Origin of the sequence: Acetobacter conturbans, assembly GCF_011516755.1 — a bacterium.
Lineage (GTDB): Bacteria > Pseudomonadota > Alphaproteobacteria > Acetobacterales > Acetobacteraceae > Acetobacter > Acetobacter conturbans.
Genome location: NZ_WOSY01000010.1, coordinates 13805 through 36777 on the forward strand (window position 1 = coordinate 13805; position 22973 = coordinate 36777).

Consider the following 22973-nt stretch of genomic DNA (forward strand, 5'->3'; position numbering starts at 1 on the left):
ACATAGAACAGGACAATACGATCCTGAAATCATATCTCAATCAGCACGCCTGCGGTTTGGGAAGACGGTCCTGGCAGTGCTATTCAGGTCGTGATGAGTAACCAGCACCATCCAGACGATGAACTCCGTCGCGCTCTCAGCCGCCAGAAGCGTGGCGCCACCGGCCTTCTGGCCCTTATGGGAGGCCTGACCGCAGCAGGCTATCTCGCCCCGGCCTATGGGTTGCTGCCTGACAGCCTCTGGCTCGACACACTGCGCTCAGGCGCGAAAGCGGGTGTGGTGGGCGGTCTGGCCGACTGGTTCGCCGTCACGGCCCTGTTCCGGCATCCGCTCGGCCTACCCATTCCGCACACGGCAATCATTCCGGCACAGAAGGAACGCCTGGGCCGCGCGCTTGGGCGTTTCGTCTCTACACAGGTGTTCACCGGTGAAGAGATCGACCGTGTTCTGGCAAAGATCGATCTGCCGACGTTCGTGGCCGGTGTCCTGTCTGATCCCGCCACAGCCAACACACTGACCAGCAGCCTTGTCGGCGCGGTTCCGCAAATGCTGAACCGCATGGAAGACGGACGGGCCAGCGCGGCTGTCGGGCGGACCCTGCCGCTCCTGCTGGGGGGCAGCCATCTCGCGCCGCTCCTCGCCCGGGGGATGAGGGCGCTCGTGGATGGCAACCAGCATCAGGAGGTGCTGACTTTTCTCCTACGACAGATGAAGTCGGGAATGAAGGCCAAGGAACCGGCCCTGCGTTCGATGATTGAATCACGCGTTCGGGAGCAGGGAGGACGGTTGCTGGGCTGGGCCATTGGCGGTTCGATTGCGGACAAGGTCTTGGTGGCGGCCAGCGAAGAACTGGATCGCATCAATCCGGAAGATTCCACGCTCAGAGAGGGCTTCACGGATTGGGTGCGTGGTGAGATCGACCGGATCGAACAGGATTCAGGCCGGGCTGACGAACTCTCGCACATTCTCAAGACGGTGTTCGCAAATGAATCCATGGTGTCATGGGGGGCCGATATCTGGGCTCGCATGAAACGCATGATTGAAGAGGATATTGAACGCGAGAACGGCTGGATTGCCACGCTGGTCCGCGAAACTCTCACGCGGATGGCGACCCAGGCCCGCGAAGACCCCGCCATGCGCACCCGGATCGAAGACGCCGCGCGGAAAGGCATTGACCGGTCGCTGCCATACCTGCGCGAGCACCTCGCCAATTTCATTGCGGAAGTGGTGGGAAACTGGGATGCCGAGGTCGTCGCCGAAAAACTGGAACTGCGTGTCGGGCGCGATCTGCAATATGTGCGCGTCAACGGCACACTCGTCGGTTTCGGGGTCGGTGCAGTGCTTTCGCTGGTTCTGGAACTGATTTGCGGCGTTTCTGGACAGTAAATGAATCGTATAAATGGCCTCCGCAACCATCAGAAATGATTGCCGCCTTGAAAATACCTCAAAATTTTCTTGCCATTGCCACTTCCTTCTCATGTAATCCGGTGTATCTGATTATATCAAGGTGGGTGTGAAGCCCTGCCTTTGGTACTTGGCCCTTGCGGCCAGATAAGTTCATAAGGATATGTTTCATGCGGTCGTTCGCTTCCAAGGCCCTTCTCGGCGCAACACTTCTGGTGGGAGCTCCTGCTCTCGTCCTGTCAGTGGCTTCGCCCGCAGCCGCTCACACCCACCACAAGCATCACAAGAACAGCGAGAAGACGACGACGGGCGAAAAAACCGCAAAGAAGAGCGGTGAGTCCGAGACCGCCGATCTGAACGCCAAGAGCCTTTCCGCTGCACAGCAGGACAAAGTTCCGGCGATTGGCACGGCTGCTCCGGCCACTGCCGCACCGACTGCTGCAGTTCCGTCCGTTGCAATGCCGTCCGTTACAGCTCCCGCTGCTGGCACGGGCGTAACCGCACCGGCGACGACGATTCCGACGAACGCTCCGTCAGCAAACTGATCGGAGCCGATCGTTTCGGCCAAAAAGGCACAGGAGATTTCTCCTGTGCCTTTTTTTATATCCTGGGGGTGAAAACGGCGCGAGTAGAACGCCACATCGTGCCTGAGCACCATAACGCCATACTCTCACCACCGGGCTTGAGAGGAAGCGTCTCTCCCCCTCCCGCGCTCTGCTGATCAGGCTGCTTCAGTCAGCGCCTGCGTCGTACCCGTGGCGGCCAGCGGCACTTCAGTCAGCAATATTTTCAGCGCCGCCACCATGTCATCCATCATCTCGTCCGTATGATACGGTCCGGGCGTGAGACGCAGCCGCTCTGTTCCATGCGGAACGGTCGGATAATTGATAGGCGTCGCATACACCCCATATTCATTGAGCAGACGCTGGCTGATCACCTTGCATCGTTCCGCATCGCCCACCGGAACAGGCACGATATGGCTTGGCGTCATCGTGAACGGCACGCCTGCGCTCCGCATCTTCGCGCGGAAGGTCTCGACCCGCTCGAACATCTTCTCACGCCGCCAGTTCTGGGCACGGACCATCTTCACGCTGGCCAGCGCTGCAGCCACGACGGAGGGTGGCAGAGAGGTAGTAAAAATGAAACCGGAGGCCGTCGAACGCAGGTAATCGACGATCTGCGCGGACGCGGTGATGTAACCGCCATGCACGCCGAATCCCTTCGCCAGCGTGCCTTCGATGATATCCACCTGTGCGGCCACACCGTCGCGCTCGGTCACACCGCCGCCATGCTCGCCATACAGGCCGACGGCATGCACTTCGTCGATATAGGTCAGCGCATTGTATTTCCGCGCAAGGGCGCACGTCCCGGCAATGTCGGAGATGTCTCCATCCATTGAATAGACGCTTTCGAAGGCAATCAGCTTGGGTGCGTCGACGGGAGCCGCCACCAGCTTCGCCTCAAGGTCCGCAAGATCGTTGTGCTCATAAATGACCGTCGTGGAGCCACGCGCGCCCTTGATGCCCGCAATCATGGAGGCATGATTCAGACGGTCCGAAAAGCATATCCAGCCGGGCATGGACGTGAGGATCGTCTGCAGGCTGGCCTGATTGGAGACGTAGCCCGAGACGAACAGGAGCCCTGCTTCCTTGCCATGAAGCGCTGCGAGTTCTGTTTCCAGTGCTTTGTGAAGCGGACTGGTTCCGGCGATGTTACGCGTGCCGCCAGCGCCAGCGCCGTGTTCACGGATGGCGCTGATCGCGGCCTCGCAGACTTCCGGCTCGACGCCCATGCCCAGATAATCGTTGGACGACCAGACGACCACTTCCCGACCGATATCGGTATTGGGAAGCTCTTCCTCATAGACCGGATAGCGCGATGCTTCCCGGGCCAGTGGGGTAAAAGTCCGGTAGCGTCCCTGCTCCCGGATGCCGGCAAGCGCCTCATCACAAAAATCGTAAAACGGGTGTCTCGCGTTACGAATGCTCACCCTGCCCTACTCCTGCTTCTGCCTCGATTGCCGAGGCCACTACCGCACGATCAACGCGTCCGGCCCGAACCGCAGTGAGTCCCGAAACGCCGTTTAAGGCCACGGGACCCGACTTTCTCCGGGAGGTCAGACCATTGTCGCAGGCTTCAGTTATGAATCGGAAGACCCCGAGCTACGGTTTCTTCCGTTTTCCGCACCTGCAATAAACCATCGGATCAAACCGCATACAGGTTTTCGTCGCGTAAAGACAACGCACCGACCGGAATTGTTCAACGCACATATACCCGTATGTGCGGTTCCGTCACCGTCGAATCCGGCATGGCCGACATCTCCACCTGTGCCGGAGTGGCTCCCGCCGCCACGATGGCATCGGCGACAGCCTGAGCATCCGTTGAGACGAGATGGGAAAGGACCGTGCGCGTAGCGGCCTCATCTGCTCCCGGAGGAGCCAGAGCCTGAACGAGGAACAGAATATTGGGTTTGTGCGCCAGTGCCTTTTTTACCACGTCGCGGACCGGATCGGCCCACTCCTGCTGCGGCGTGCCGCCCACAAGATCGATCAGTGGCGGGATAGGGGGCGGACCGGGCGGCGGCGGCGGAATATAAACCTTCGGCGGCCGGGAAGCCCGGGGATTGAAGGTCCGCTGGTCAAGCAGGTCGCACCCCGAAAGCGCCACGACGGCGACGCCCGCAAGTCCTCCCCTGAGGACATGCCGACGCGCGACGCCAGACCGCAAGGATCTGCGGACACGTCCGGAAACGCTCCGCGAGGAAAAGGGAGCAGAAGATGGATCAAACGGCATGGCGCAGACGGTCGCAGGAAGTTGGTGACTCGGCAAGGCGTGTCCATACCTCTCCCGGCCGACGAGCGAAATGCCTGGCCGTCGAATACTTGCGGATGAAACAGCCGCAGGCGTAATAACCGGACAGTTTTTGCTTCGCGGATCAGGAATATGGTGCAGACCGGTGTCGTGAGCGGAAAGGGTCCGTCGGGATGATGCAGGCGACGCAGACGGCCAGACCATGCGCTTTGACAGACGCCGAAGCGACGCGGGCATTCGCACACGCCGCCCGCACCTTTGCTCTCGATACGGGCATGCTTTCCCCGTCATCCGCCGCCGCCATTCCCCACGCTTTCTGGCTGATCGCGGCGCTTCTCTGGGGCGACATCCTCCGCTTCGATCCGAAAGCGCCCCTGTGGCCTGATCGCGACCGGCTGTTTGTCTCCTCGCTCCGCCTTCTCCCGCTCCGCAATGCTTTTCTTCACCTGCCCGACACCACGACGGGGCCACAGGCCACGCTGCGCAAAACGGCGGCAGGCATGGCGCAGGAGCTTTTCGGACTTGCCGGCGCGCTCCCCGGACAGGCCATCGCGGCGGCGGCGGGCATGGCGCTGGCCGAGAAAATACTCACGCGGCGATTCGGCCGCTCGCTCGTGGATCACCGTAGCTGGCTTCTCGCACTTCCCGGCGATCTCGACACAGGTGTGGCGCTGGAAGCCGCGGCTCTGGCGGATCGCCTTCATCTTGACCGGCTGACCGTCATCGTGGCTGACACCACACCTTCCCCCGAAGCACGAGCGGATCTTGCGCTGGCTCTGGACCGGATCGAAGCGTCCGGGTGGACTGTGCGGTCCGTTGACGGCGGAGACCTCGCGGCCATCAGCACCGCGCTGGGATCGGTCCAGCGAACGCGCAAGCCAAGTCTCGTTCTCTGCACGTCCTCTGAAAACCCGTTTGACCACGCAGCGACCATCCCTGCCGCTTCCCTGCTCGGCTACAGGGCCTCCCTGCCGGGTGGAAAGCGGCACGGCACGGCACGGCGCGCGTGGCTGAAGCGACTGGCGCGCCACCCTCTGCGTGCCGAGTTCGAACGCACCATTCAGAGCCGCCCGATGCCTCGCCTTGAAGACGATTTCCGTCGTCATACCCTGGAGGAGGAAGCAGGTCTCTCCCTTGTGCATGAGGGTCTCGCGGGACGAGGCAATCTGGCCAGCCTCCTGCCCGAATTCGTCTCGCTGTCAGCCGGACACGGGCATCATGCGCTGGCCATAGAAGCGGCGACAGACATCGCGGCGGGAAGCCCGGAGGACATCATCGGGTGCGGGCCCCGCGAACCGGCGATGGTCGGGATCATGAACGGCCTTGCCCTTCACGGAGGCATTCTTCCCTGTGGCATAGCGGATCTCTCCTCCGCCGACCGGATGCGCCCGGCCCTCCGTTTTGCCTCCCTCGCGCGACGGAGACTGCTTTTCGTGCTGGTGGAAGACGATCCTTTCGCCACGGCCAGCCCGCCCTGGCGGCAGGTCGAGCAACTCGCCAGCCTGCGCGCCATGCCGAACCTCGCGCTGTTCCGCCCGGCCGATGCGCATGAAGTAGCGGCGGCATGGCTGGCGGCGCTCGCATGGCGCCACGGTCCTGCCGTTCTCGTTCTCGGCCGGGAACAGGATCTGCTTCACGATCCCTTCCTGTCGAGCACTCTCACTCCTCCCGAAAGCCGCAAACCTGAATATGGGGGTTATGTGCTGGCCGAGGCCACAGGCGGCCTCGCACAACGGGATGTGACATTGATTGCCTCGGGACCCGAGATCGGGGTCGCCCTGCTGGCGCGGCAGTTGCTTGCAGACAGCGAAGTGCGCGCCGCCGTTGTATCGCTGCCCTGCTGGGAGCTGTTCGAACAGCAGGATAAGACGTATCGCCAGAAAGTGCTCGGCAACCGTCCCCGCGTGGCGATCGAGGCCGCGTCGGGATTTGGATGGGAGCGATGGCTGGGGGACACGGGAATTTTCGTGGGAACCGAAGAATTCGGTATAGCGTCCGGGTTCGAGCCGCTGTACCAGAATTCAGGCGTTACGCCCGAAGTTGTCTGTGCGCGTGTTCATGACCTTCTCGGCATGACACGGAAACAGACACCCCGAGCACAGGCGGCAACCCTGAAACGCGGCGGGGACACGCGACGGCAGGCGCCCCCATCATAAGGTCCAACAGGTGTCCCTGACGGGGCATCCATAAAGAAAAACAAGACGGAGACATTCAGATGGCAGTTAAAATCGCGATCAACGGATTCGGTCGGATCGGTCGCCTTGTACTCCGCGGCATCATCGAAAGTGGCCGCACAGACGTGGTTCCGGTCGTCATCAACGACCTCGGCAGCGTGGAAGCCAATGCCCATCTGCTATCCTACGATAGCGTCCATGGTCGCTTCCCGGCTGACGTGAAGGTTGACGGCAACAAGCTGATCATCAGCGCCAACGGTCGCACGTGGGATCCGATCACCGTGTCCTGCGAGCGCGACCCGTCCAAGGTTCCCCTCCAGGGCGTCGATGTGGCCATGGAATGCACGGGCCTCTTCACATCCAAGGAAAAGGCCTCGCCCCTGCTCGCCGCAGGCGCACGCAAGGTCATCATCTCCGCTCCGGGCGAAGATGTGGATGCGACCATCGTCTATGGCGTGAATCAGGACACCCTGACCACCCACATGACGGTCATCTCCAATGCCTCCTGCACGACGAACTGCCTCGCACCCGTCGCCAAGGTGCTCGATGACACGTTCGGCATCGAGCGCGGCTACATGGTGACGATCCATTCCTACACGGGTGACCAGCGCACGGTTGATACGCTGCATAAGGATCTCCGCCGCGCCCGCGCCGCCGCCTTGAACATGATCCCGACCTCCACAGGCGCCGCGCGCGCTGTCGGCCTTGTCCTGCCACACCTCAAGGGCAAGCTGGACGGCACGGCCATCCGCGTACCCACGGCCAATGTCTCGCTCGTCTCGCTCGACTTCGTGCCGAAGACTGTCCCGGCTTCCGTCGAAGCAGTGAACGAAGCCATGAAGAAGGCTTCCGAGTCCGGTCCGCTGAAAGGCATTCTGGCCTACAACACCGCGCCGCTGGTCAGCAGCGACTTCAACCACGCTCTCGCATCCTCCACCTTCGACGCGACGCAGACCTCCCTCGTCGATGGCGGTCAGCTCGTCCGCATCTGTGCATGGTATGACAACGAGTGGGGTTTCTCGAACCGCATGTCCGATACCGCTGTGGTTTTCGGCACGCTCTGAAACCCATGAGGATGGCCATGCGTTCCGTATGGCCGTCATGCCTTCACATGTTTCCCGTGCCGCAAAACACCTGAATAACAGGGCATCTGCCGTGCCGGGCGACAGGAAAGGATAAAGCGATGGCTACCCAGTCCTTCAAGACTCTTGATTCCCTTGACCCGCGCGGCAAGAAAATCCTTCTCCGTGCCGATCTGAATGTTCCCGTGCACGACGGCGCCATCTCAGACCTCACCCGCATCGAGCGTCTTGCGCCGACGATCAGGGAGCTGGCTGACAAAGGCGGCCGGGTGATTGTCGTCAGTCATTTTGACCGTCCGAAGGGGAAACCCGTTCCCGCCCTGTCTCTCGCCCCGATTTCCGAGGCGCTGGCGAAAGCTCTGGGCAAGAAAGTGACGTTCGTTCCCGACTGCATAGGGAAGGTCGCGCAGAGTGCCGCCGCCGCCATGCAGGATGGAGATGTGATCGTTCTGGAAAACACCCGCTTTTATGCCGGTGAGGAAAAGAATGATCCGGAGATGGCGAAAAGCCTCGCTGCTCTCGCCGATGTCTATGTGAACGATGCCTTCTCCGCCGCTCACCGGGCCCATGCCTCCACCGAAGGCGTCGCGCATCATCTGCCTTCTTTCGCCGGTCGCCTTATGGAGATCGAACTGAATGCGCTGAAAGCGGCACTGGAAAACCCTGAGCGTCCCGTAGGGGCTATTGTTGGTGGAGCGAAAGTCTCGACCAAGCTCGACCTGCTCGACAACCTGATCGAGAAAGTGGACATGCTCGCCGTTGGCGGCGCTATGGCCAACACTTTCCTCGCCGCACAGGGTTATTCGGTCGGCAAGTCGCTCAAGGAAGACGACATGCTCGACACTGCGAAAGCCATCATGGCCAAGGCGAAAGAGCGGGGCTGCGATCTGGTGTTGCCGGTCGATGTGGTTGTGTCATCCGATTTCATGGCGGGCGCACCAACGGAGACCGTTGCGGCTTCGGCGATCCCGGCCGACTGGATGGCGCTTGATGTGGGGCCAAAAACAACCGCCCTGCTGATCCAGAAGCTTTCCACGCTGAAAACTCTGGTGTGGAACGGTCCTCTCGGCGTGTTCGAGCTGCCGCCTTTTGACGAAGGCACCAATGCAGTTGCGCAGGCAGCGGCGAAGCTGACGAAAGAAGGCAAGCTGAAGACCGTTGCTGGTGGAGGCGACACAGTTTCGGCTCTCCGGCATGCTCATGTGCTGCATGACATGAGCTACGTCTCGACAGCCGGAGGCGCTTTTCTTGAGTGGCTGGAAGGCAAGATCCTTCCTGGCGTGGTTATGCTCAGTCAGGCCGGCGAAGACGTCGCTCCGCTTTAACCAATTGTTCATTGGCGGCATCCTAACCTGCCGCCAATGTCCCGGTCAGCGATCTGTATCCCATGATGTCAACCGATCTCATCACTGTCCTGTCCCGACCGGCTGAACGGACAACGCCATCTCGTGTCCGGGGGAGAAATACGCGGACAGTCTCTTCCGCTATGGACAGCGAAGAAGACGAGGCCGGTTTTTCTTCCTCTCCCCTTTCGCCTGACCTGTCGCTCGATGGGCCGATGCCGATCTTCCGTCGCCGCGGGTATTATCTCGATCTTCTGATCTGAATTTTTCCTGCTTGTGACACATTCCCTGCTCGGCTAAACAGGTCATGTGTGTCCGCGTAGCTCAGTCGGATAGAGCACAGGATTCCTAGATAATTGGGCGCCATGCCGGGAAACTGCATGGTGGATCTGCTCAAATTCGGGGAAAGCTTGGCCCGCTCGGGCCGTGCCGATCCCGAGCCAAGTCCGGACGTTTTCCGGAAAGGTGTAGAGACTGGACGGGCAGCGCCTGTCGATCCGCAAGGATCTACGGCGAAGGGACAGTCCAGACCACGAACGCGGCTTTTTGGCTGCGGCGGCGAAAGTCGAAGTGGTATGAATCCTGGGGCCGTGGGTTCGAATCCCGCCGCGGACACCAAACAATCCTGAGAGATAGCAGCGTCTTCCGCCTGCCTTTAAAGTGCTTGGCGGCAGGTAACTGTCAGAACTTTTCTTTGCCTGGGAAGGATTGCCGATGTTTGGCAGGAACGCTTTTGCTCAACTCACGCGATACGCCCTTGCCTATCAGATCGATGAATGGGGCTGGAAGATTGGTGAGCACACTTATGGTGCGCCCAATGTTATAGAAACGGAATATGCCGGGCTGGAGATCGGGCGATTCTGTTCAATTGGTCCCAACGTCACACTGATTCTGGGTAATCATCGCTCTGATCTGGTCACGACATATCCTTTTAAGACCCTCGCACATTTCTGGCCGACTGCGTCAGAAGGACAAGATGACCATACATCCCGGGGCGATATCGTCATCGGTCACGATGTGTGGATTGGCGCGAATGCAACCGTGCTCTCAGGCGTGACAGTAGGATGTGGCGCTATTATCGCTGCCAATGCCCTAGTCACAAAGTCGGTGCCTCCTTATGCGATTGTCGGTGGCAATCCGGCAAAAGTCATCAAATATCGTTTTGCATCCGACCTTATTTCCCGACTTCTTTCTCTCGCATGGTGGGACTGGCCGGAAGACATCCTTCGGGAGCGCCTCCCCGATCTCATGAGCGACGATATTGCTGCCTTTCTCAATCGATATGAAGAACCGTCAATGGAAAGCTGAGAAATTTCCACCATCTGAAGCCCGATATCTTTATCCGTTGAATTTCCCGGTAAATTTCATGAGTTCATCTTAGAGGCTATTTCAAAAGCTCTCTGCTGAGCGAGAGCGCCCCTGAGGTTTGTGTGTGAGCGCCCGGAATGTTTGAGTAATGAAGCGAAGCGGCCATGCAAGCCGTTAGCATCGGATCGAGAAAAACGCGCGTCGGATCCCCAACAGAAAGCTTTTGAAACAGCCTCTTAAACTCTCTTCTGAGGCTGGAAATCAGGGAGTTTCGTTTTCGAGAGGTCGTTTTCTTAGACTCAGGACGCATAGCCAGGTCGGTAGCGGCGAGGCGGATGGCGGAGAAGAAAACAGTTGGGCATCTGTCGTAGCGCGTGGCGACATGTCGCCAGTCCTTGAGCCTGCTGAACATGATCTCGATGTGATTGCGACGTTTATAACGTCGTTTGTCATATTTGATGGGTGTTCTGGGAGATTCCCGGCCCAGAATGCAGAGCTTTATCCCTTTCTCCTCCAGAGCATCCCTGAACCAGTCGGCGGCATAACTTTGATCAGCCAGCAGCCATCGCGCCTTGGGGAGGTTGTCCAGCAGGGTTGAATGCAGAGGATAAGGTCCCCTCACGGTGGACATTGGGTGCACAAGCAAGACTATTGCCCGCACTTGCGCGACAACCACATAGTAACCCTGTTTGTCGACAAACAGAAAAACATTACTCATTTACGATGATGCAGACACATCCTGAACCAGAAAAACGTCTATACCTTCTGATTTTATGGAAATAAATGTCGCCGCCAGAGAGCTTATATTTGCACTCTCACTCACTTCAACAAACACGCAACCAGCGGATGTCCTCGATCCATAACGCGCGGCCTGATTTGCATAGGTTGCATTACCATAACAACCACAATCACTGGCTCTCCACGGTTCCCGGACACTGACTATTCCAGTCTGATCTGCCATTTCTCCATCAAAAGCTGGCCTTGTATTTCTCTTGGTGAAAAAATTCTCTTTGATACGGGCGATATAAGAGGCATCAGTCTCATCACTGACGCGCGGAAGCGTAGCACCAAAATAATCCTGTGCAGCAAAATCAACGAAATTTCCACTACTGGTATCAATGCGCGATTGATTCTTCGCATATGACAGCATCATGTACATCATGGCCCAAGGCCATGCCAGACCAGCCAGCACTCCGTCGAGAACAGGTGTATTGCTGTCCGACACAGCAGGGAACCAAGGCTGCGGCAAAACAGCCCGAATACGACTAGCAATGTCGTTTAAATCGCCTGTAGCCATCTTATCCTCGACAATCAATCATAAGAAACGGATACACTGATAGTTTGCACACGCACGACAGAACCAACCTCTCCACCCACATCTCCAGAAGACTGGTTGACGGTTACAACTCCCATGGAATCCACTTCAGCTTCCACAGCCTCAAGAGCCAGACTTGAAATTTTCGTATAACTACACACAGATCCGACAGCCAGACCATTGACATAGTCAGAAATACTGTTCGTAATACTTGTCTGGATTGATGACGTATCAGTGCCCGTTTTCACAACAATAGGAACCACAATCGCCACATATACAACACTGGCGCGGATCACTGAAAATTCAACGCCACAGGCTCTGTTTTCTTCTATAGAAGCCTGAACAGCACTGAGCATATCAGATGATATATCACCCGACCCATCATCAATCGCGACATAAAAAAATCCTGGACGATAGGAATTATCTACATCCCTGTTTTCTATGACCTGATAAACTATGCTTGATGAAACACTTGATATTGCATATTCGATCGAGGATAATGTCGCAGATGACAGCGACGAAAACCAGAGATTGACACGAGCCTTGACAGCATCATCGCTTTCTTCATCATAGCCATTGCTGATGCTTGCAACATTTGTGCACGTGTCTATTCCGGAAATCTGTGTTCCAAGAATATTCAGCACACCAGACATCACATTTCCAGTGGTTCCAGCGACCGTACAAACGACAGGACAAGTGATGGAAGCCACTCCCTGCTGACGAATATAACCTACTGATGATTCAGACCAGTTGGAATTCGTACTATCTTTCACCACTGAAAATAGCACACTCCCATCTGATGACTTTACAATCGCCCCGACCGGCACAATCGCTGATGAGGAGTTGGGAGAAAGGCTGATGAAAGTTTCTGTCGTGGTCGCGGCTGCCGCACTCAAACGTGTCATGCCAAATTGTGCAATCCAGCTATCAACATCAGTTCCATAAGAAGTCGATAACCGCGTTACAGACAAAACCTGTAGAATGAGGTATTGCAACCATAATGCCACAGTTGCATTTGCCTCGAACAGGGCACGCACCACAGATCCGGCTGCAAAATTCACGAGTGAGGAGCAGGAACTTTGCGCTACAGAGCATGAATTTGAAACGATAGTAGAAAAATTCTGGAGTGATAAGTTCATCTCATAATTCCAAATACACAGTCTGATCCGTATCCGCATCAGAATATTTGATGTTTATTTTTCTATTCCCATATCCAAGATCAGACATTTCGACGACTGGAGTTGGTGACTGTGAAATAGATGTTTCAAGTTTCATCTGCTGCAAAATAACAGCACTGATGTCCGACAATGTATCAGTGTTACCGATCCGGGCTGGCAACCCAGCACCATAATCAAGAGAAAAAATATAATCTCCGGGATTCGTTGCCAGCCTGCGTGTAACTCTCTGCTTCCCAATATCCGAACCCGTAGCCAGATCGAGATCACCATCCGATGAAACTGTTAGGTCATAACCAAATATATGATAAATGTCAGACATAATGCATATCGCTTAATTTATTGAGGAGAACCTGTTTCATCAGCACCGGATTTCACCCCTCCGTGCACATGGTTCACAAGAGAAATATCCGAAGCCTTTACATCTCCCGAAACGGAAACTTCTCCCGTAATAGTCACATTCCCAGATATTTTTATGTCAGAAACAATATTCAATCCACTCTCATCAACAACCAGCTCCACATTCCCTGCCTTAATGCCCATCTGTCCAACCGACACCTTCTGACCATCCAGACATGAAAATGATTCAGGAAGACTTGATGAATCAAAAATTCTGCTTACAACAACGTAATTATCACCATCCCCGTGAGGCGTATCGACGAATACATGCGCTCCCACCTCAGAGGGCGCATAGATCGTAACCGTTCCAACAGAGAGAGCGGCATCACAAATCCAGCCCGTTTCAGTATTTTCTGGCTGCAATCTTATCTTAATCAAACCATTCTCATGATCGACAGCACTTACAATACCGAACCTGGCCCGACCGATCCGATTTGTATGGGCATGAATCAACATATCAAGAGAATTACGTAACTGACTCACTCTAAATGTCCCGTTTGAGAAAACGTCACTGAAATATTTTAGGCAACAAATTTATCGTGGACGCGTAAGAACAGCTTTTGATATGGAATTATCTGTGCAGTCTATTACCACCTGATCAACAGTATAAACCACAGAGTCAAAAGATGTGTTTGTTCCCGTCAACTTGACTAACTGGCGCGTGGAAACACTTACAGAAGGATGGAGATGAATCTCAACCGTTTTCCCATGCGCTACAATTTCGCTATATCTTTGTTGAGCCAGAATCTTACATTGATCAGTAGTCGTTCCTACCGGTGCTGTAAAATTAAATGCCTGTCCTGTAGTCACACCTTCCGGATAAGAAGCCGTATGAGTGATTTTCTGACGGGCATCCCATGATGAAATGACTACATAAATACTGTCTGCATATAAAAGATCATGGGAAAGCGTCAGATCAAGTATCGGACCTGATGAAAAATTCTGACTTCCATTGTTCCCGTTCCAAGTCAGACTGATCAGGTTCGTGCTGGTATCAGGTTGTTTAAAATGCAGCGTCTGATCATCCACCCATAAATCATAGCCATAATCACGCTGGATACCCACACATAAGTCCCATGCCGTTTGATAGCGATGCATACCCGACAATCCGTGCGCCTTATGCTCATACTGGTAAAACTGTCCGATAAATCCAGTCGTGCTATCTACGTCCGCCTCAAGACCGACCTGTTCCGCCAGATATGAAATCGCATCGGAACCCGTCATATTGAGGAAAGAATGACCCGCAAGTTCATAACTGATCAACTTCGATGACCAGTCTCTTCCCCACATGCGAAGCGTTCTGTCCGACACATTGAAACGGGACTTATCCACACCTCCAGAAAAAATTTTTGTCTTGCTATAATCTTCTATCTTTCCTGTTTCCGAAACTCCCACATAAATGCTGACCGTCGCGCCACTATCAAATAATGGAATAGTCTGTAACGTCTGCGCCAGAGAGAGCGTTGCCTCGAAAGTGCTGGCCTCCGCCATACGGGACTGAGTGACCCTCACATGCTGCGGAATAAAGGAATTACCTACTCCATCAGTAATGATGACCTGCGATGAAATCGCGGATGGAACACTCGATAAATCGGAAAGGAAAGATGACATATAAATCGCTGAAAATTATTTCTTTCTGACTATCTGTCCCCTATGTGGCTCACAAGTAATTCCAGAACGATCCCTCCCACGCCTCCCTTACAGGACAGAGCATCAAACTCTGATCGTTTGATCGCAGGCCACGGCCGAGGTTCCCCGTTCTCACAAACATAGCCTTTCGACAAAATCGCCATGGGGGACGTTTTGAGCCTTGCCTCCCCGGCATGTCTTCGGTATGAGCAGAGCCACTGAGGCCGGGTGCGTAGCTCAGCGGTAGAGCATCGCCTTCACACGGCGGGGGTCACAGGTTCAATCCCTGTCGCACCCACCACGGTCTTACTTGTCATGTCACGTGATTGTCGTGCTCAGGTCAGTTTATGATCTGCATGCGGATGGAACGCGATCTCTCCACAACATTGATCGCGACCTCTCGTCCCACCCGGACCAGCCGAACCGTCAGATTTTCCCCCCCGACCGCCAGATTGAAAAGCGTCAGTTCATCAATTGACTGCGGCAGAGTCGGGCGCAGGAACTGCACCGCCACATTCCCCGGATCGTACTGTAGCCCCAGCACCGCCTGAAGCAATGCCGGGAGCGTGGCGGCCGCCCACGCCTGCGGTGAACAGGCGACCGGATACCGCACGGGGCCTTCCGCCCGACTGCGAGTAAAGCCACAGAAGAGTTCAGGCAGCCGCCTCAGATCCGAGTAGAGAGCCGCGTCATTCAAAGCCTCGAAAATACGGGCAGCCTCGGCACGATAACCATGCCGGGCAAATCCCATCGCAATGAGAGCGTTGTCATGCGGCCACACGGATCCATTGTGATACGCCATCGGATTGTAGCGCGCTTCCCCTTCCGGAATGGTCCTGATCCCCCAGCCGGAAAATGAGTCCCTGCGCATCAGCGTCCGGACAACACATTCCACCCGTTCCACAGGCGCGATGTCCGTCAGTAGAACATGCCCGGCGTTTGAGGACCGGACAACACACTGGTGCTTCTGCCCATCAAGCGCCAGAACATAGGTGCCCAGTTCTTCATTCCAGAATTTGACATTGAAGGCGACGCGAAGGGCAGCGGCTTTTTCGTCCTGATACGCTGCATAGGCAATCTGACCGAGCCGCCGCCCTATATTCGCAGCAGCCCGCCGGGCGGCATAGACGTAGGCCTGCACTTCGCACAACGCGATCGGCCCGACAGCCAGCGTGCCATCCGCATGGAAAATACTGTCGTAACTGTCCTTCCACCCCTGATTGGCAAGCCCTTCCTTGGTGCGCCGCTCATATTCGACAAATCCATCACCGTCACGATCCCCGAAGCGTTCGATCCAGTCGATGGCCCGGGTTATATTGGGCCAGAGCTGGCTGAGCGTTCCCACATCGCCTGTCCTGTCGAGATACTCACCAGCCAGCATGACGAAGAGGGGCGTGGAATCAATGGAACCATAGTAACACCGGAACGGCACCTCCCCCAGTTCCGCCATCTCACCCAGCCGCACCTCATGCAGAATCTTGCCGGGTTCCGCATCTGCCGCCGGATCTTCCTTTTCCGCCTGTTTCATCGCCAGATATTGCAAAACACCTTTGGCGATCTCTGGATCAATCCACAGTGTCTGCAAAGCCGTGATCAGCCCGTCACGCCCGAACACGGTGCTGTACCAGGGCACTCCCGCGTAAGGATAGGGTCCCGTCTTTTTATCAGTCACCAGCATGTAAATATCGCAGATACAGCGGCGAATAGCTTCGTTGAAAGCTTCATTCGATGACGCGATGGCTGATGCGCGTGATGAACTGCGTCTTAGCGCACGGCGAGCCTGCACCGCCCCTTCCAGAAAAGCCCTGGGGGGAGGCTGAGGGTGCTCCTCTGTCGGATCGCACTGAATTTCCAGATGAATCAGGATTTTCTGACCCGGTTTGATCGTAAAAGAGAATATCGCACGATCGGAACTAAGAGTTTTTGGAGTGGGACAAAAGCGCAAACGCGTCGTGCGCAGATGATCGTCCAGCCCTTTGTATCTGAGCGTGACCGTATCCCCGTCCACTTCCGGTTCCAGACTTTCTCCGCGATGATCCCGCTTCATGCCACGCGCCTCGAAAAGGTCCGCAAAATCGGCGAAAAACCGTAAATCACACTGAACGTCGTGCGTTTTCACATCGAAATTTCGGATTTCGATCCGCTCGAAACAACTCCCGTTCCAAAGAAACCGGGATCGTAATACATGCAGAAGATCATGACCCAGCCGGGAACCATCCCGAAGCTGCAAGCTTTCGTTCGTCAAATTGACGGACAGCATGATGTTGTTTTCACGCACAACCGATGACAGCAGCACCGGCCGCTGATCTCCGAGGCGAAATATCAGCCCCGACAGATAACGTGTGTCACGATAATACAGCCCGTCGGCAATATCCTGTCCCCACAGAATGTCTCCAGTCTGATCGAACACACCAAAAAGGTCGCCTTGTTTGAGCGCATGCAGCCGCCGACTGGACAGGATGGCATTTCCCGCCAGCGTCAACGCCATGCTGTCATCAAGCGTTTGCGGGGGATTTTCGCCGACTTCCAGCTTTTCCGGCGGGGGATCTTCTCGCTGTACATCCATGGCGCGCGCTCCTAGACAGATGGTCGTGCTGTCGGGACGAAACTGACGATAGAGATCTTCAGACGTCCTAACGCGTCACACACGCAATCGTCGCAGGCACGACCGCAAAAAATCGGCAGTGCAGCGAAGAAGGTCTAGAAACGTGACGGCATGATCATCGCGGAGCGAATGGCGTGCACAGGGTTAGCCCTGTAAAATGCGAGCGAATGGCCCCCATTGCCGCCGGACATCGTCGGACGTGACGGCGGCGGAGAGTATCCGTGAACAGCCGGATGAAACGACGTGGCTGCGGGTGAGCCAGACACTCCGCCACTGGCCACACCAGCACCGCCTGCCGCCGCCGCGCCACCCCCGCCTCCCATCGCCGACAGCGAAGCCGCCGCGCTACTGGCCGTGACATACGGTGTAGCAGGCTGCGTCATGGGAGACAGCGGACTGACATGAGCCACTGCCCGACCAGTCCCCGGAGAACCGGAACGTGGCCCCATCACCCCGGACGGCATCGCCCACGATTCCAGCACTTTCCATTGATAGGCAGTGCCTATTTCCGGCGTGAAGGAATGATATGCAGCAGCAGCGCGGGGCCAGCTACCTGTCTTGCTGAACAGTTCATTCAGAAACCGGGCGGCATAAAGCGCATTCGTCACAGGATCAAAAGCGGCGTCGAGCGACGGAAAGGCATCGGCGTGCTGCAAAAGATTGACCTGCAGGCACCCCACGTCAATCGAACGGATGCCCTGAGCCTGAAATGCCCTCACGGCCTCCACCGCCTGCTGCTTGGTATCGTAAACGTATCCCTTACCCTGCGCGTTGACCGTCCAAGGCCAGGGCACCAGTTCGCCGTTCACATGCCGCCCGCTTTCCACGCGCCCCATGGCAACAAGAAACTGATCGGGAATATGCTGGGACCGCTCCGCCATCAGAATCGCTGAAGAACAAAGACGGGCATCCGCAGGGGAAATCGCGCCGGATGGGCGTTGGAGCGTCATCACAGGCGAGGACGACCCCATCCCGTTGGCAGGGCGCATGCCGGAAAGGACATTTGTCCGTGCAGGCGCGACGGAACCGGCCAGCAGAGATTCGCCCCACGCCTGTGAAACAGGCAGGGCAAGCGCCCCCATTACGAGAAAAAAAATACGCCGCATCCGGGCAAGATGCGGCGTTTTCCCTAATCAAGGGTTAGCAGATGCTCACCCGATATGGAGAGCCTTCTGAAGACGCGCATCGATCACATCAAGAAAGGGCTGTGTATCGAGCCATTTCGTGCCCTTACCGACGAGGAGCGCCAGATCCTTCGTCATCTCGCCGCCCTCCACCGCTTCCACGCAGACACGCTCAAGCGTCTCGGCAAACTTAACCACCTCCGGCGTGTCATCGAAACGACCGCGATAGGCCAGTCCACGCGTCCACGCATAGATCGAGGCAATGGGGTTCGTGCTGGTCGGACGCCCTTTCTGGTGCTCCCGGTAATGACGCGTAACCGTGCCGTGAGCCGCCTCAGACTCGACGATCGTTCCTGTCGGATCGAGCAGCACAGACGTCATCAGACCGAGACTGCCGAACCCCTGCGCGACGATGTCGCTTTCCACGTCACCATCATAGTTCTTGCAGGCCCAGACATACCCGCCCTCCCATTTCAGGGCTGAGGCGACCATGTCGTCGATCAGGCGATGCTCATAGGTAATCCCCAGCTTTTCGAAATCGGCCTTGAATTCCTTGTCGTAAATCTCCTGAAAGACATCCTTGAACATGCCGTCATAGGCTTTGAGAATCGTATTCTTGGTCGAGAGGTAGACCGGGAATTTACGATCACGACCATAGCTGAGCGATGCGCGGGCAAATCCTTCGATCGATTTGAGGGTGTTGTGCATCCCTAGCGCCACCCCCGGCCCGTCGAAATCATGCACGTCGAGCACCAGCGGCTCGCCACCGTCCGCCGGAACGTAGTTGAGCGTCACCTTGCCGGGACCGGGAATTCTGGTCTCGGCGGCACGGTAAATATCGCCATAAGCATGCCGGCCGATAACAACAGGCTTGCTCCAGTGCGGCACGAGGCGCGGCACGTTGGAGCAGATGATCGGCTCGCGGAAGATTGTGCCGTCAAGGATGTTGCGGATCGTGCCGTTGGGTGAACGCCACATCTTCTTGAGGCCGAATTCCGTCACGCGGCCTTCGTCCGGCGTGATGGTCGCGCATTTCACGCCTACGCGATACTTCCTGATTGCCTCAGCCGCTTCCACTGTAACCTGATCGTCCGTCTTGTCGCGGTTTTCGATGCCTAGGTCATAGTATTTCAGGTCAATATCGAGATACGGCAGAATCAGGCGCTCCTTGATGAAGTGCCAGATGATGCGCGTCATCTCGTCGCCGTCGAGTTCCACGACAGGATTCTTGACCTTTATTTTCGCCATGACGAGATGTGTTTCCTCTGATGATCTTGCGGAACACGCCACTGGTTGTGACGCGAACAGGCAATCGCCCTAACACGCACAACACGGCCACCCAACGGAGGCTCCCGGCTTTTCCCCTCACATTTGCGATAGGAGTCATACAAACGGCGTATGAACTGGCCCGCACCTCATTCACTCACGCGTGAGGAACGCAGTTTCTGGATGCAAGGGACCAGCCGACCTTATTCATCAGAACATCGCCTGCGTATTCCCGGCAGCGACGGCCTGCTGCATGCACATGTATTTCCCATGCTGCGTCGCGCCATACCAGAAGCTGCCAGGCAGATGATAAACATGCGTTTGCAGGTTCACCCAGACTTTCACGCATGCAGCATTCCCAGTTGGGCTCACAGACCTCTGATTATCCACGCTTCGGTCACTGACGTTCTGAACGGCCCTGTCACGGGAATGCACCTTCACATCGTCAGCAAAGGCCGCACTGCTCATGGTGGCCAGCACGCACAGAGAAGCAAGAATATTTTTCATGAAACATCTCCGGATTGGTTGGATGATGGTCCAACCGTGCAAGAACCCCGGACAACTCAGCAAGTAACGCTGCCGTTATTTTCAATAATAAAATTGTGTTTTTCCCACATACACGCCATATTATTTTTACATAAAATTTTCTCTTGAGTTTAATGTATTTTAAATATAAATATTATTTTCTCGATATAAAAATTCAACAACTGATTCAATTTCTGTTATGATCATGTACCCATAGAAATATGACTGAACAGATCAGCAAATAACCAAGCGGCATTTCAACACAGCACTCCATTTACCCAAAGCCGGCCTGAATTTACGTTTTCTGAATATTGGTGAAGCAGCATTGTGCCGCGTCTTGTTTATAGGCGCATGGTTTCATCTCGCCTGACGGCAGCGTTGCATTCTGCTCGCTATTGTTACAAAATGAAATGTAGACCGTTCTTTAGGTAATATCGCAGTTAAGGATAATAGAATGCTTCGTAAAATGTATGGACTTACCTCAGCAATAGCCCTGACGGCTTTGGTTTCCCTGTCAGCATGCTCATCGGGCGGCAATGAAAGTATTAAAAACGAAACCGGCGCCAGCATTGATCAAAAAATTCAGGACGGCGTCACGACAAAAGAACAGGTAAGAAGCCAGTTCGGCGATCCTGCCGCTGTGTCATTCACTGACAGCGGGCACGAGCAGTGGAAATACAGCTTCACCAACGCCTCTTCAGATGCCGCGAATTTCATTCCTGTTTATGGTGATTTGCACCAAAGCAGCCACGGCACAGAGAAGACACTCACCATTATTTACAACGGCAATGTTGTCTGGCACCACGCCATGAGTGCTTCTGCCGTCAAACAGGCTGGCGGTCTCTTCTAAGAATTTTCGACCACTCGAAAATGAGCGTATCGACGAAGCATGTGGCATCCACCGCCGCGTGGATCATATCCTTGGCAGCGTCGATACGCTTTTCGTCGCAGTTCACAAGACGGCACTTCTGGATCACCCCACAACACGCTGGGCAAACTCTGAGGCTTCAAGGGCGGCCTGATTGATTGCCTGCCGTATGGCCTCAAATGCCACATCACGACGTCTCAGAGCCTATTGAAGGTTCTGGGCCCCCTGTGTGTTCTGATGATGTCTCGCCGTTGCCCTGTGCGGGCCGTCAGGGCCTTGCCGACATCATGCCAGCGGCCCTTTCGAGATAATGATAGCGGGCATAAAAGCCAGCCTCGCGTGGTGACGTTCCGCACGTCCTCGATACCAATTTCCGGGCAGAGGCGTCCGCACAGTTTTTACGACTCTTGATGTGACGCTGGGTCCCATGACGCACAGTCACAGTGTCCGCTCTTTGTATCTCTCAAACGCATTGATTTTCATGGGAATAAAAATGCTGGGGCGAACGACGGGGATTGAACCCGCGACAACCGGTACCACAAACCGGCGCTCTACCAACTGAGCTACGTCCGCCACACAGCGGGGCAGCTAATAGAGAAAAAAGAGGCGGTACGTCAACAGGAACCTTTACCTTTTTCTATCCCTGACCCAACCAGGCTTCCAGCCGTGTAAGAGCTTCCTGCAAAATCACAGGCTGCTTGCAGAAAGCAAACCGCACGAGATGCCTGGGGGCGCCTTCCCCACTCTCATCGTAAAAGGCGGAAACCGGAATAACCGTCACCCCGGCCTCGACACTCAGGCGGCGACTCCATTCCAGATCAGTTTCCAATGGATCGGCCAGACTGCCCGTGCCGCGAATATCGGCAGTCAGGAAGTAAGTGCCATCACAGGGCAGCACGCCGAACCCAAGAGCCCGCAGCCCGGAGGCCAGAATATCCCGCCGCAACTTCATGTCGGACGAAAGCGTGTCGAAATAGGCTGTATCCTGATCGAGCCCTGTGGCCACAGCACGCTGAAGATTCGGTGCGGTGGAGAATGCCAGATTCTGATGAGCCTTCGCGATCACAGCCGCAAGCTGGGCGGGTGCAGTGAGGTACCCCACCTTCCAGCCGGTCATGGAAAAACTTTTGCCCGCACTGCCAACCCGAATGCAGCGATCCCTCATCCCGGGCAACGTCATGAGTGGTATATGTCGGGCACCAAACGTCAGATGCTCATAGACCTCGTCACAGAGAGCATAGGCATCATGGCGCTCCACCAGCTCGGCGATGAACTGGAGCTCTTCCAGCGTGAACACCTTCCCCGTAGGATTCATCGGAGAGTTGAGGATGATCGCCTTCGTCCTGGGCCCGAAAGCGGCTGACAGCGCCTCGCGCGGAAGGGACCATTCCGGTGGTGTAAGCCGCACGAGTCTGGGCACGGCCCCGAGAAGGCGGATCATCGGCAGATAAGTGTCGTATGCGGGCTCGATGACCACCACTTCGTCACCGGGATTGAGAAGGGCGGCAAGCGACGAGGCCAGGCCCTCGGTAGCACCGGACGTGACGACCACCTCGCGCACCGGATCGACATCCAGAGCGTAGAAACGGGCGTTGGAGCGGGCCACGGCTTCGCGCAGTTCTGGCAGGCCGGTCAAAGGAGCATACTGGTTCCGCCCGTCACGCAGGGCAGCGGAGGCGGCTTCGACAAGGTGCGCAGGACCTTCCGTATCCGGGAATCCCTGACCGAGATTGATCGCGCCATGCTCTGTCGCCAATGCGGACATGACCGTAAAGATGGTCGTCGGCAGCTTCGCAAGCTGATGGTTCAGGGGCTTCACGGGCACTCCGGGGATGCTTGAGCGGGAACGGACGGGCTGCCCGCGCCTGCCGCGAGCAACTTGCTCAGAAGAGCGAAACTAAGCCGTTCTCCTCTCACGCCGTCAATCACCCCCTGTTTCGCACGC

The 22973-nt window shown here is 56.1% G+C and carries 20 protein-coding genes, 2 tRNA genes and 1 pseudogene; 9 read left to right on the top strand and 14 right to left on the bottom strand.

Going from position 1 to position 22973, the window contains the following annotated elements; all coding sequences use genetic code 11:
• The first annotated feature begins 93 nt into the window (after window positions 1-93).
• The gene (locus GOB81_RS11160) at window positions 94-1386 is read left to right on the top strand and encodes a DUF445 domain-containing protein (protein ID WP_173570508.1); all 1293 of its coding nucleotides are present in this window, start codon (window positions 94-96) and stop codon (window positions 1384-1386) included.
• A 188-nt stretch (window positions 1387-1574) separates the two neighbouring features.
• Window positions 1575-1949 (top strand): hypothetical protein, encoded by a 375-nt coding sequence (locus GOB81_RS11165; RefSeq protein WP_173570509.1) that lies wholly within the window; start codon window positions 1575-1577, stop codon window positions 1947-1949.
• A 176-nt stretch (window positions 1950-2125) separates the two neighbouring features.
• Here GOB81_RS11165 and hemA read toward each other — a convergent pair whose 3' ends face one another.
• Together hemA and GOB81_RS11175 are read right to left on the bottom strand one after the other, a co-directional pair.
• Entirely contained in the window at window positions 2126-3394 is a 1269-nt protein-coding gene (gene hemA / locus GOB81_RS11170; RefSeq protein ID WP_173570510.1) for a 5-aminolevulinate synthase, read from the bottom strand.
• 269 nt (window positions 3395-3663) lie between these two features.
• Entirely contained in the window at window positions 3664-4131 is a 468-nt protein-coding gene (locus tag GOB81_RS11175; protein WP_242010213.1) for a hypothetical protein, read from the bottom strand.
• Between the two features lie 257 nt (window positions 4132-4388).
• On the opposite strand from GOB81_RS11175, the gene GOB81_RS11180 reads away from it, so the two are divergent.
• The 5 genes from GOB81_RS11180 to GOB81_RS11200 all read left to right on the top strand — a co-directional run bounded on the left by GOB81_RS11180 (window position 4389) and on the right by GOB81_RS11200 (window position 10122).
• Window positions 4389-6371, top strand: coding sequence for a transketolase-like TK C-terminal-containing protein (locus GOB81_RS11180; RefSeq protein WP_242010214.1), 1983 nt, complete (start codon window positions 4389-4391; stop codon window positions 6369-6371).
• A 59-nt stretch (window positions 6372-6430) separates the two neighbouring features.
• Window positions 6431-7453 carry a type I glyceraldehyde-3-phosphate dehydrogenase gene (gap, locus tag GOB81_RS11185; RefSeq protein WP_173570511.1) on the top strand — a complete coding sequence of 341 codons (1023 nt, stop codon included), beginning with the start codon at window positions 6431-6433 and terminating at the stop codon, window positions 7451-7453.
• Between the two features lie 119 nt (window positions 7454-7572).
• Window positions 7573-8796 carry a phosphoglycerate kinase gene (locus tag GOB81_RS11190; protein WP_173570512.1) on the top strand — a complete coding sequence of 408 codons (1224 nt, stop codon included), beginning with the start codon at window positions 7573-7575 and terminating at the stop codon, window positions 8794-8796.
• 62 nt (window positions 8797-8858) lie between these two features.
• Complete coding sequence (locus GOB81_RS11195) at window positions 8859-9077, top strand: hypothetical protein (RefSeq protein ID WP_173570513.1); 219 nt, start codon at window positions 8859-8861, stop codon at window positions 9075-9077.
• A 451-nt stretch (window positions 9078-9528) separates the two neighbouring features.
• Window positions 9529-10122, top strand: a complete 594-nt coding sequence (locus GOB81_RS11200; protein WP_173570514.1) for a CatB-related O-acetyltransferase — start codon at window positions 9529-9531, stop codon at window positions 10120-10122.
• A 319-nt stretch (window positions 10123-10441) separates the two neighbouring features.
• On the opposite strand, the pseudogene GOB81_RS11205 reads toward GOB81_RS11200, so the two are convergent.
• The 6 genes and pseudogenes from GOB81_RS11205 to GOB81_RS11230 form a co-directional block, all read right to left on the bottom strand.
• A pseudogene (locus tag GOB81_RS11205) lies at window positions 10442-10720 on the bottom strand (transposase); the annotation flags it as partial.
• A 120-nt stretch (window positions 10721-10840) separates the two neighbouring features.
• Entirely contained in the window at window positions 10841-11419 is a 579-nt protein-coding gene (locus GOB81_RS11210; protein WP_173570515.1) for a hypothetical protein, read from the bottom strand.
• A 14-nt stretch (window positions 11420-11433) separates the two neighbouring features.
• Window positions 11434-12576 (bottom strand): baseplate J/gp47 family protein, encoded by a 1143-nt coding sequence (locus GOB81_RS11215; RefSeq protein WP_173570516.1) that lies wholly within the window; start codon window positions 12574-12576, stop codon window positions 11434-11436.
• Between the two features lies 1 nt (window position 12577).
• The gene (locus GOB81_RS11220) at window positions 12578-12934 is read right to left on the bottom strand and encodes a phage tail protein (RefSeq protein ID WP_173570517.1); all 357 of its coding nucleotides are present in this window, start codon (window positions 12932-12934) and stop codon (window positions 12578-12580) included.
• Window positions 12935-12951: 17 nt separating this feature from the next.
• Window positions 12952-13494: a phage baseplate assembly protein V gene (locus tag GOB81_RS11225; RefSeq protein WP_173570518.1), complete on the bottom strand. Its 543-nt coding sequence runs from the start codon at window positions 13492-13494 to the stop codon at window positions 12952-12954.
• Between the two features lie 51 nt (window positions 13495-13545).
• Entirely contained in the window at window positions 13546-14622 is a 1077-nt protein-coding gene (locus tag GOB81_RS11230; RefSeq protein ID WP_173570519.1) for a hypothetical protein, read from the bottom strand.
• Window positions 14623-14866: 244 nt separating this feature from the next.
• Here GOB81_RS11230 and GOB81_RS11235 point away from each other — a divergent pair.
• Window positions 14867-14941 (top strand) — tRNA-Val (locus GOB81_RS11235).
• A gap of 39 nt (window positions 14942-14980) precedes the next feature.
• Here the strand turns inward: GOB81_RS11235 and GOB81_RS11240 are convergent.
• The 4 genes from GOB81_RS11240 to GOB81_RS11255 form a co-directional block, all read right to left on the bottom strand.
• Window positions 14981-17206, bottom strand: coding sequence for an amylo-alpha-1,6-glucosidase (locus GOB81_RS11240; RefSeq protein ID WP_173570520.1), 2226 nt, complete (start codon window positions 17204-17206; stop codon window positions 14981-14983).
• A 134-nt stretch (window positions 17207-17340) separates the two neighbouring features.
• Window positions 17341-18351, bottom strand: coding sequence for a transglycosylase SLT domain-containing protein (locus tag GOB81_RS11245; RefSeq protein WP_173570521.1), 1011 nt, complete (start codon window positions 18349-18351; stop codon window positions 17341-17343).
• 45 nt (window positions 18352-18396) lie between these two features.
• Window positions 18397-19617, bottom strand: coding sequence for an NADP-dependent isocitrate dehydrogenase (locus tag GOB81_RS11250; RefSeq protein WP_173570522.1), 1221 nt, complete (start codon window positions 19615-19617; stop codon window positions 18397-18399).
• A gap of 228 nt (window positions 19618-19845) precedes the next feature.
• Window positions 19846-20142: a hypothetical protein gene (locus GOB81_RS11255; protein WP_173570523.1), complete on the bottom strand. Its 297-nt coding sequence runs from the start codon at window positions 20140-20142 to the stop codon at window positions 19846-19848.
• 484 nt (window positions 20143-20626) lie between these two features.
• Between GOB81_RS11255 and GOB81_RS11260 the strand changes: the two genes are divergently transcribed.
• Window positions 20627-21010, top strand: a complete 384-nt coding sequence (locus GOB81_RS11260) for an outer membrane protein assembly factor BamE (protein ID WP_173570628.1) — start codon at window positions 20627-20629, stop codon at window positions 21008-21010.
• Between the two features lie 515 nt (window positions 21011-21525).
• Here the strand turns inward: GOB81_RS11260 and GOB81_RS11265 are convergent.
• Window positions 21526-21601: transfer RNA gene (locus GOB81_RS11265), tRNA-His, on the bottom strand.
• 64 nt (window positions 21602-21665) lie between these two features.
• Entirely contained in the window at window positions 21666-22847 is a 1182-nt protein-coding gene (locus tag GOB81_RS11270; RefSeq protein WP_173570524.1) for an aminotransferase, read from the bottom strand.
• Window positions 22848-22973 lie beyond the last annotated feature (126 nt).

Excerpts from the sequence above, each read along its gene's own strand:
- GOB81_RS11195 (WP_173570513.1), top strand. The coding sequence starts at position 8,859 with ATGATGTCAACCGATCTCATCACTGTCCTGTCCCGACCGGCTGAACGG.
- GOB81_RS11220 (WP_173570517.1), bottom strand. The coding sequence starts at position 12,934 with ATGTCTGACATTTATCATATATTTGGTTATGACCTAACAGTTTCATCG.
- GOB81_RS11190 (WP_173570512.1), top strand. The coding sequence starts at position 7,573 with ATGGCTACCCAGTCCTTCAAGACTCTTGATTCCCTTGACCCGCGCGGC.
- GOB81_RS11165 (WP_173570509.1), top strand. The coding sequence starts at position 1,575 with ATGCGGTCGTTCGCTTCCAAGGCCCTTCTCGGCGCAACACTTCTGGTG.
- GOB81_RS11200 (WP_173570514.1), top strand. The coding sequence starts at position 9,529 with ATGTTTGGCAGGAACGCTTTTGCTCAACTCACGCGATACGCCCTTGCC.
- GOB81_RS11245 (WP_173570521.1), bottom strand. The coding sequence starts at position 18,351 with ATGCGGCGTATTTTTTTTCTCGTAATGGGGGCGCTTGCCCTGCCTGTT.
- GOB81_RS11210 (WP_173570515.1), bottom strand. The coding sequence starts at position 11,419 with ATGGCTACAGGCGATTTAAACGACATTGCTAGTCGTATTCGGGCTGTT.
- GOB81_RS11260 (WP_173570628.1), top strand. The coding sequence starts at position 20,627 with ATGTATGGACTTACCTCAGCAATAGCCCTGACGGCTTTGGTTTCCCTG.
- GOB81_RS11215 (WP_173570516.1), bottom strand. The coding sequence starts at position 12,576 with ATGAACTTATCACTCCAGAATTTTTCTACTATCGTTTCAAATTCATGC.
- GOB81_RS11240 (WP_173570520.1), bottom strand. The coding sequence starts at position 17,206 with ATGGATGTACAGCGAGAAGATCCCCCGCCGGAAAAGCTGGAAGTCGGC.
- GOB81_RS11255 (WP_173570523.1), bottom strand. The coding sequence starts at position 20,142 with ATGAAAAATATTCTTGCTTCTCTGTGCGTGCTGGCCACCATGAGCAGT.
- GOB81_RS11180 (WP_242010214.1), top strand. The coding sequence starts at position 4,389 with ATGATGCAGGCGACGCAGACGGCCAGACCATGCGCTTTGACAGACGCC.
- gap (WP_173570511.1), top strand. The coding sequence starts at position 6,431 with ATGGCAGTTAAAATCGCGATCAACGGATTCGGTCGGATCGGTCGCCTT.
- GOB81_RS11160 (WP_173570508.1), top strand. The coding sequence starts at position 94 with ATGAGTAACCAGCACCATCCAGACGATGAACTCCGTCGCGCTCTCAGC.
- GOB81_RS11250 (WP_173570522.1), bottom strand. The coding sequence starts at position 19,617 with ATGGCGAAAATAAAGGTCAAGAATCCTGTCGTGGAACTCGACGGCGAC.
- GOB81_RS11230 (WP_173570519.1), bottom strand. The coding sequence starts at position 14,622 with ATGTCATCTTTCCTTTCCGATTTATCGAGTGTTCCATCCGCGATTTCA.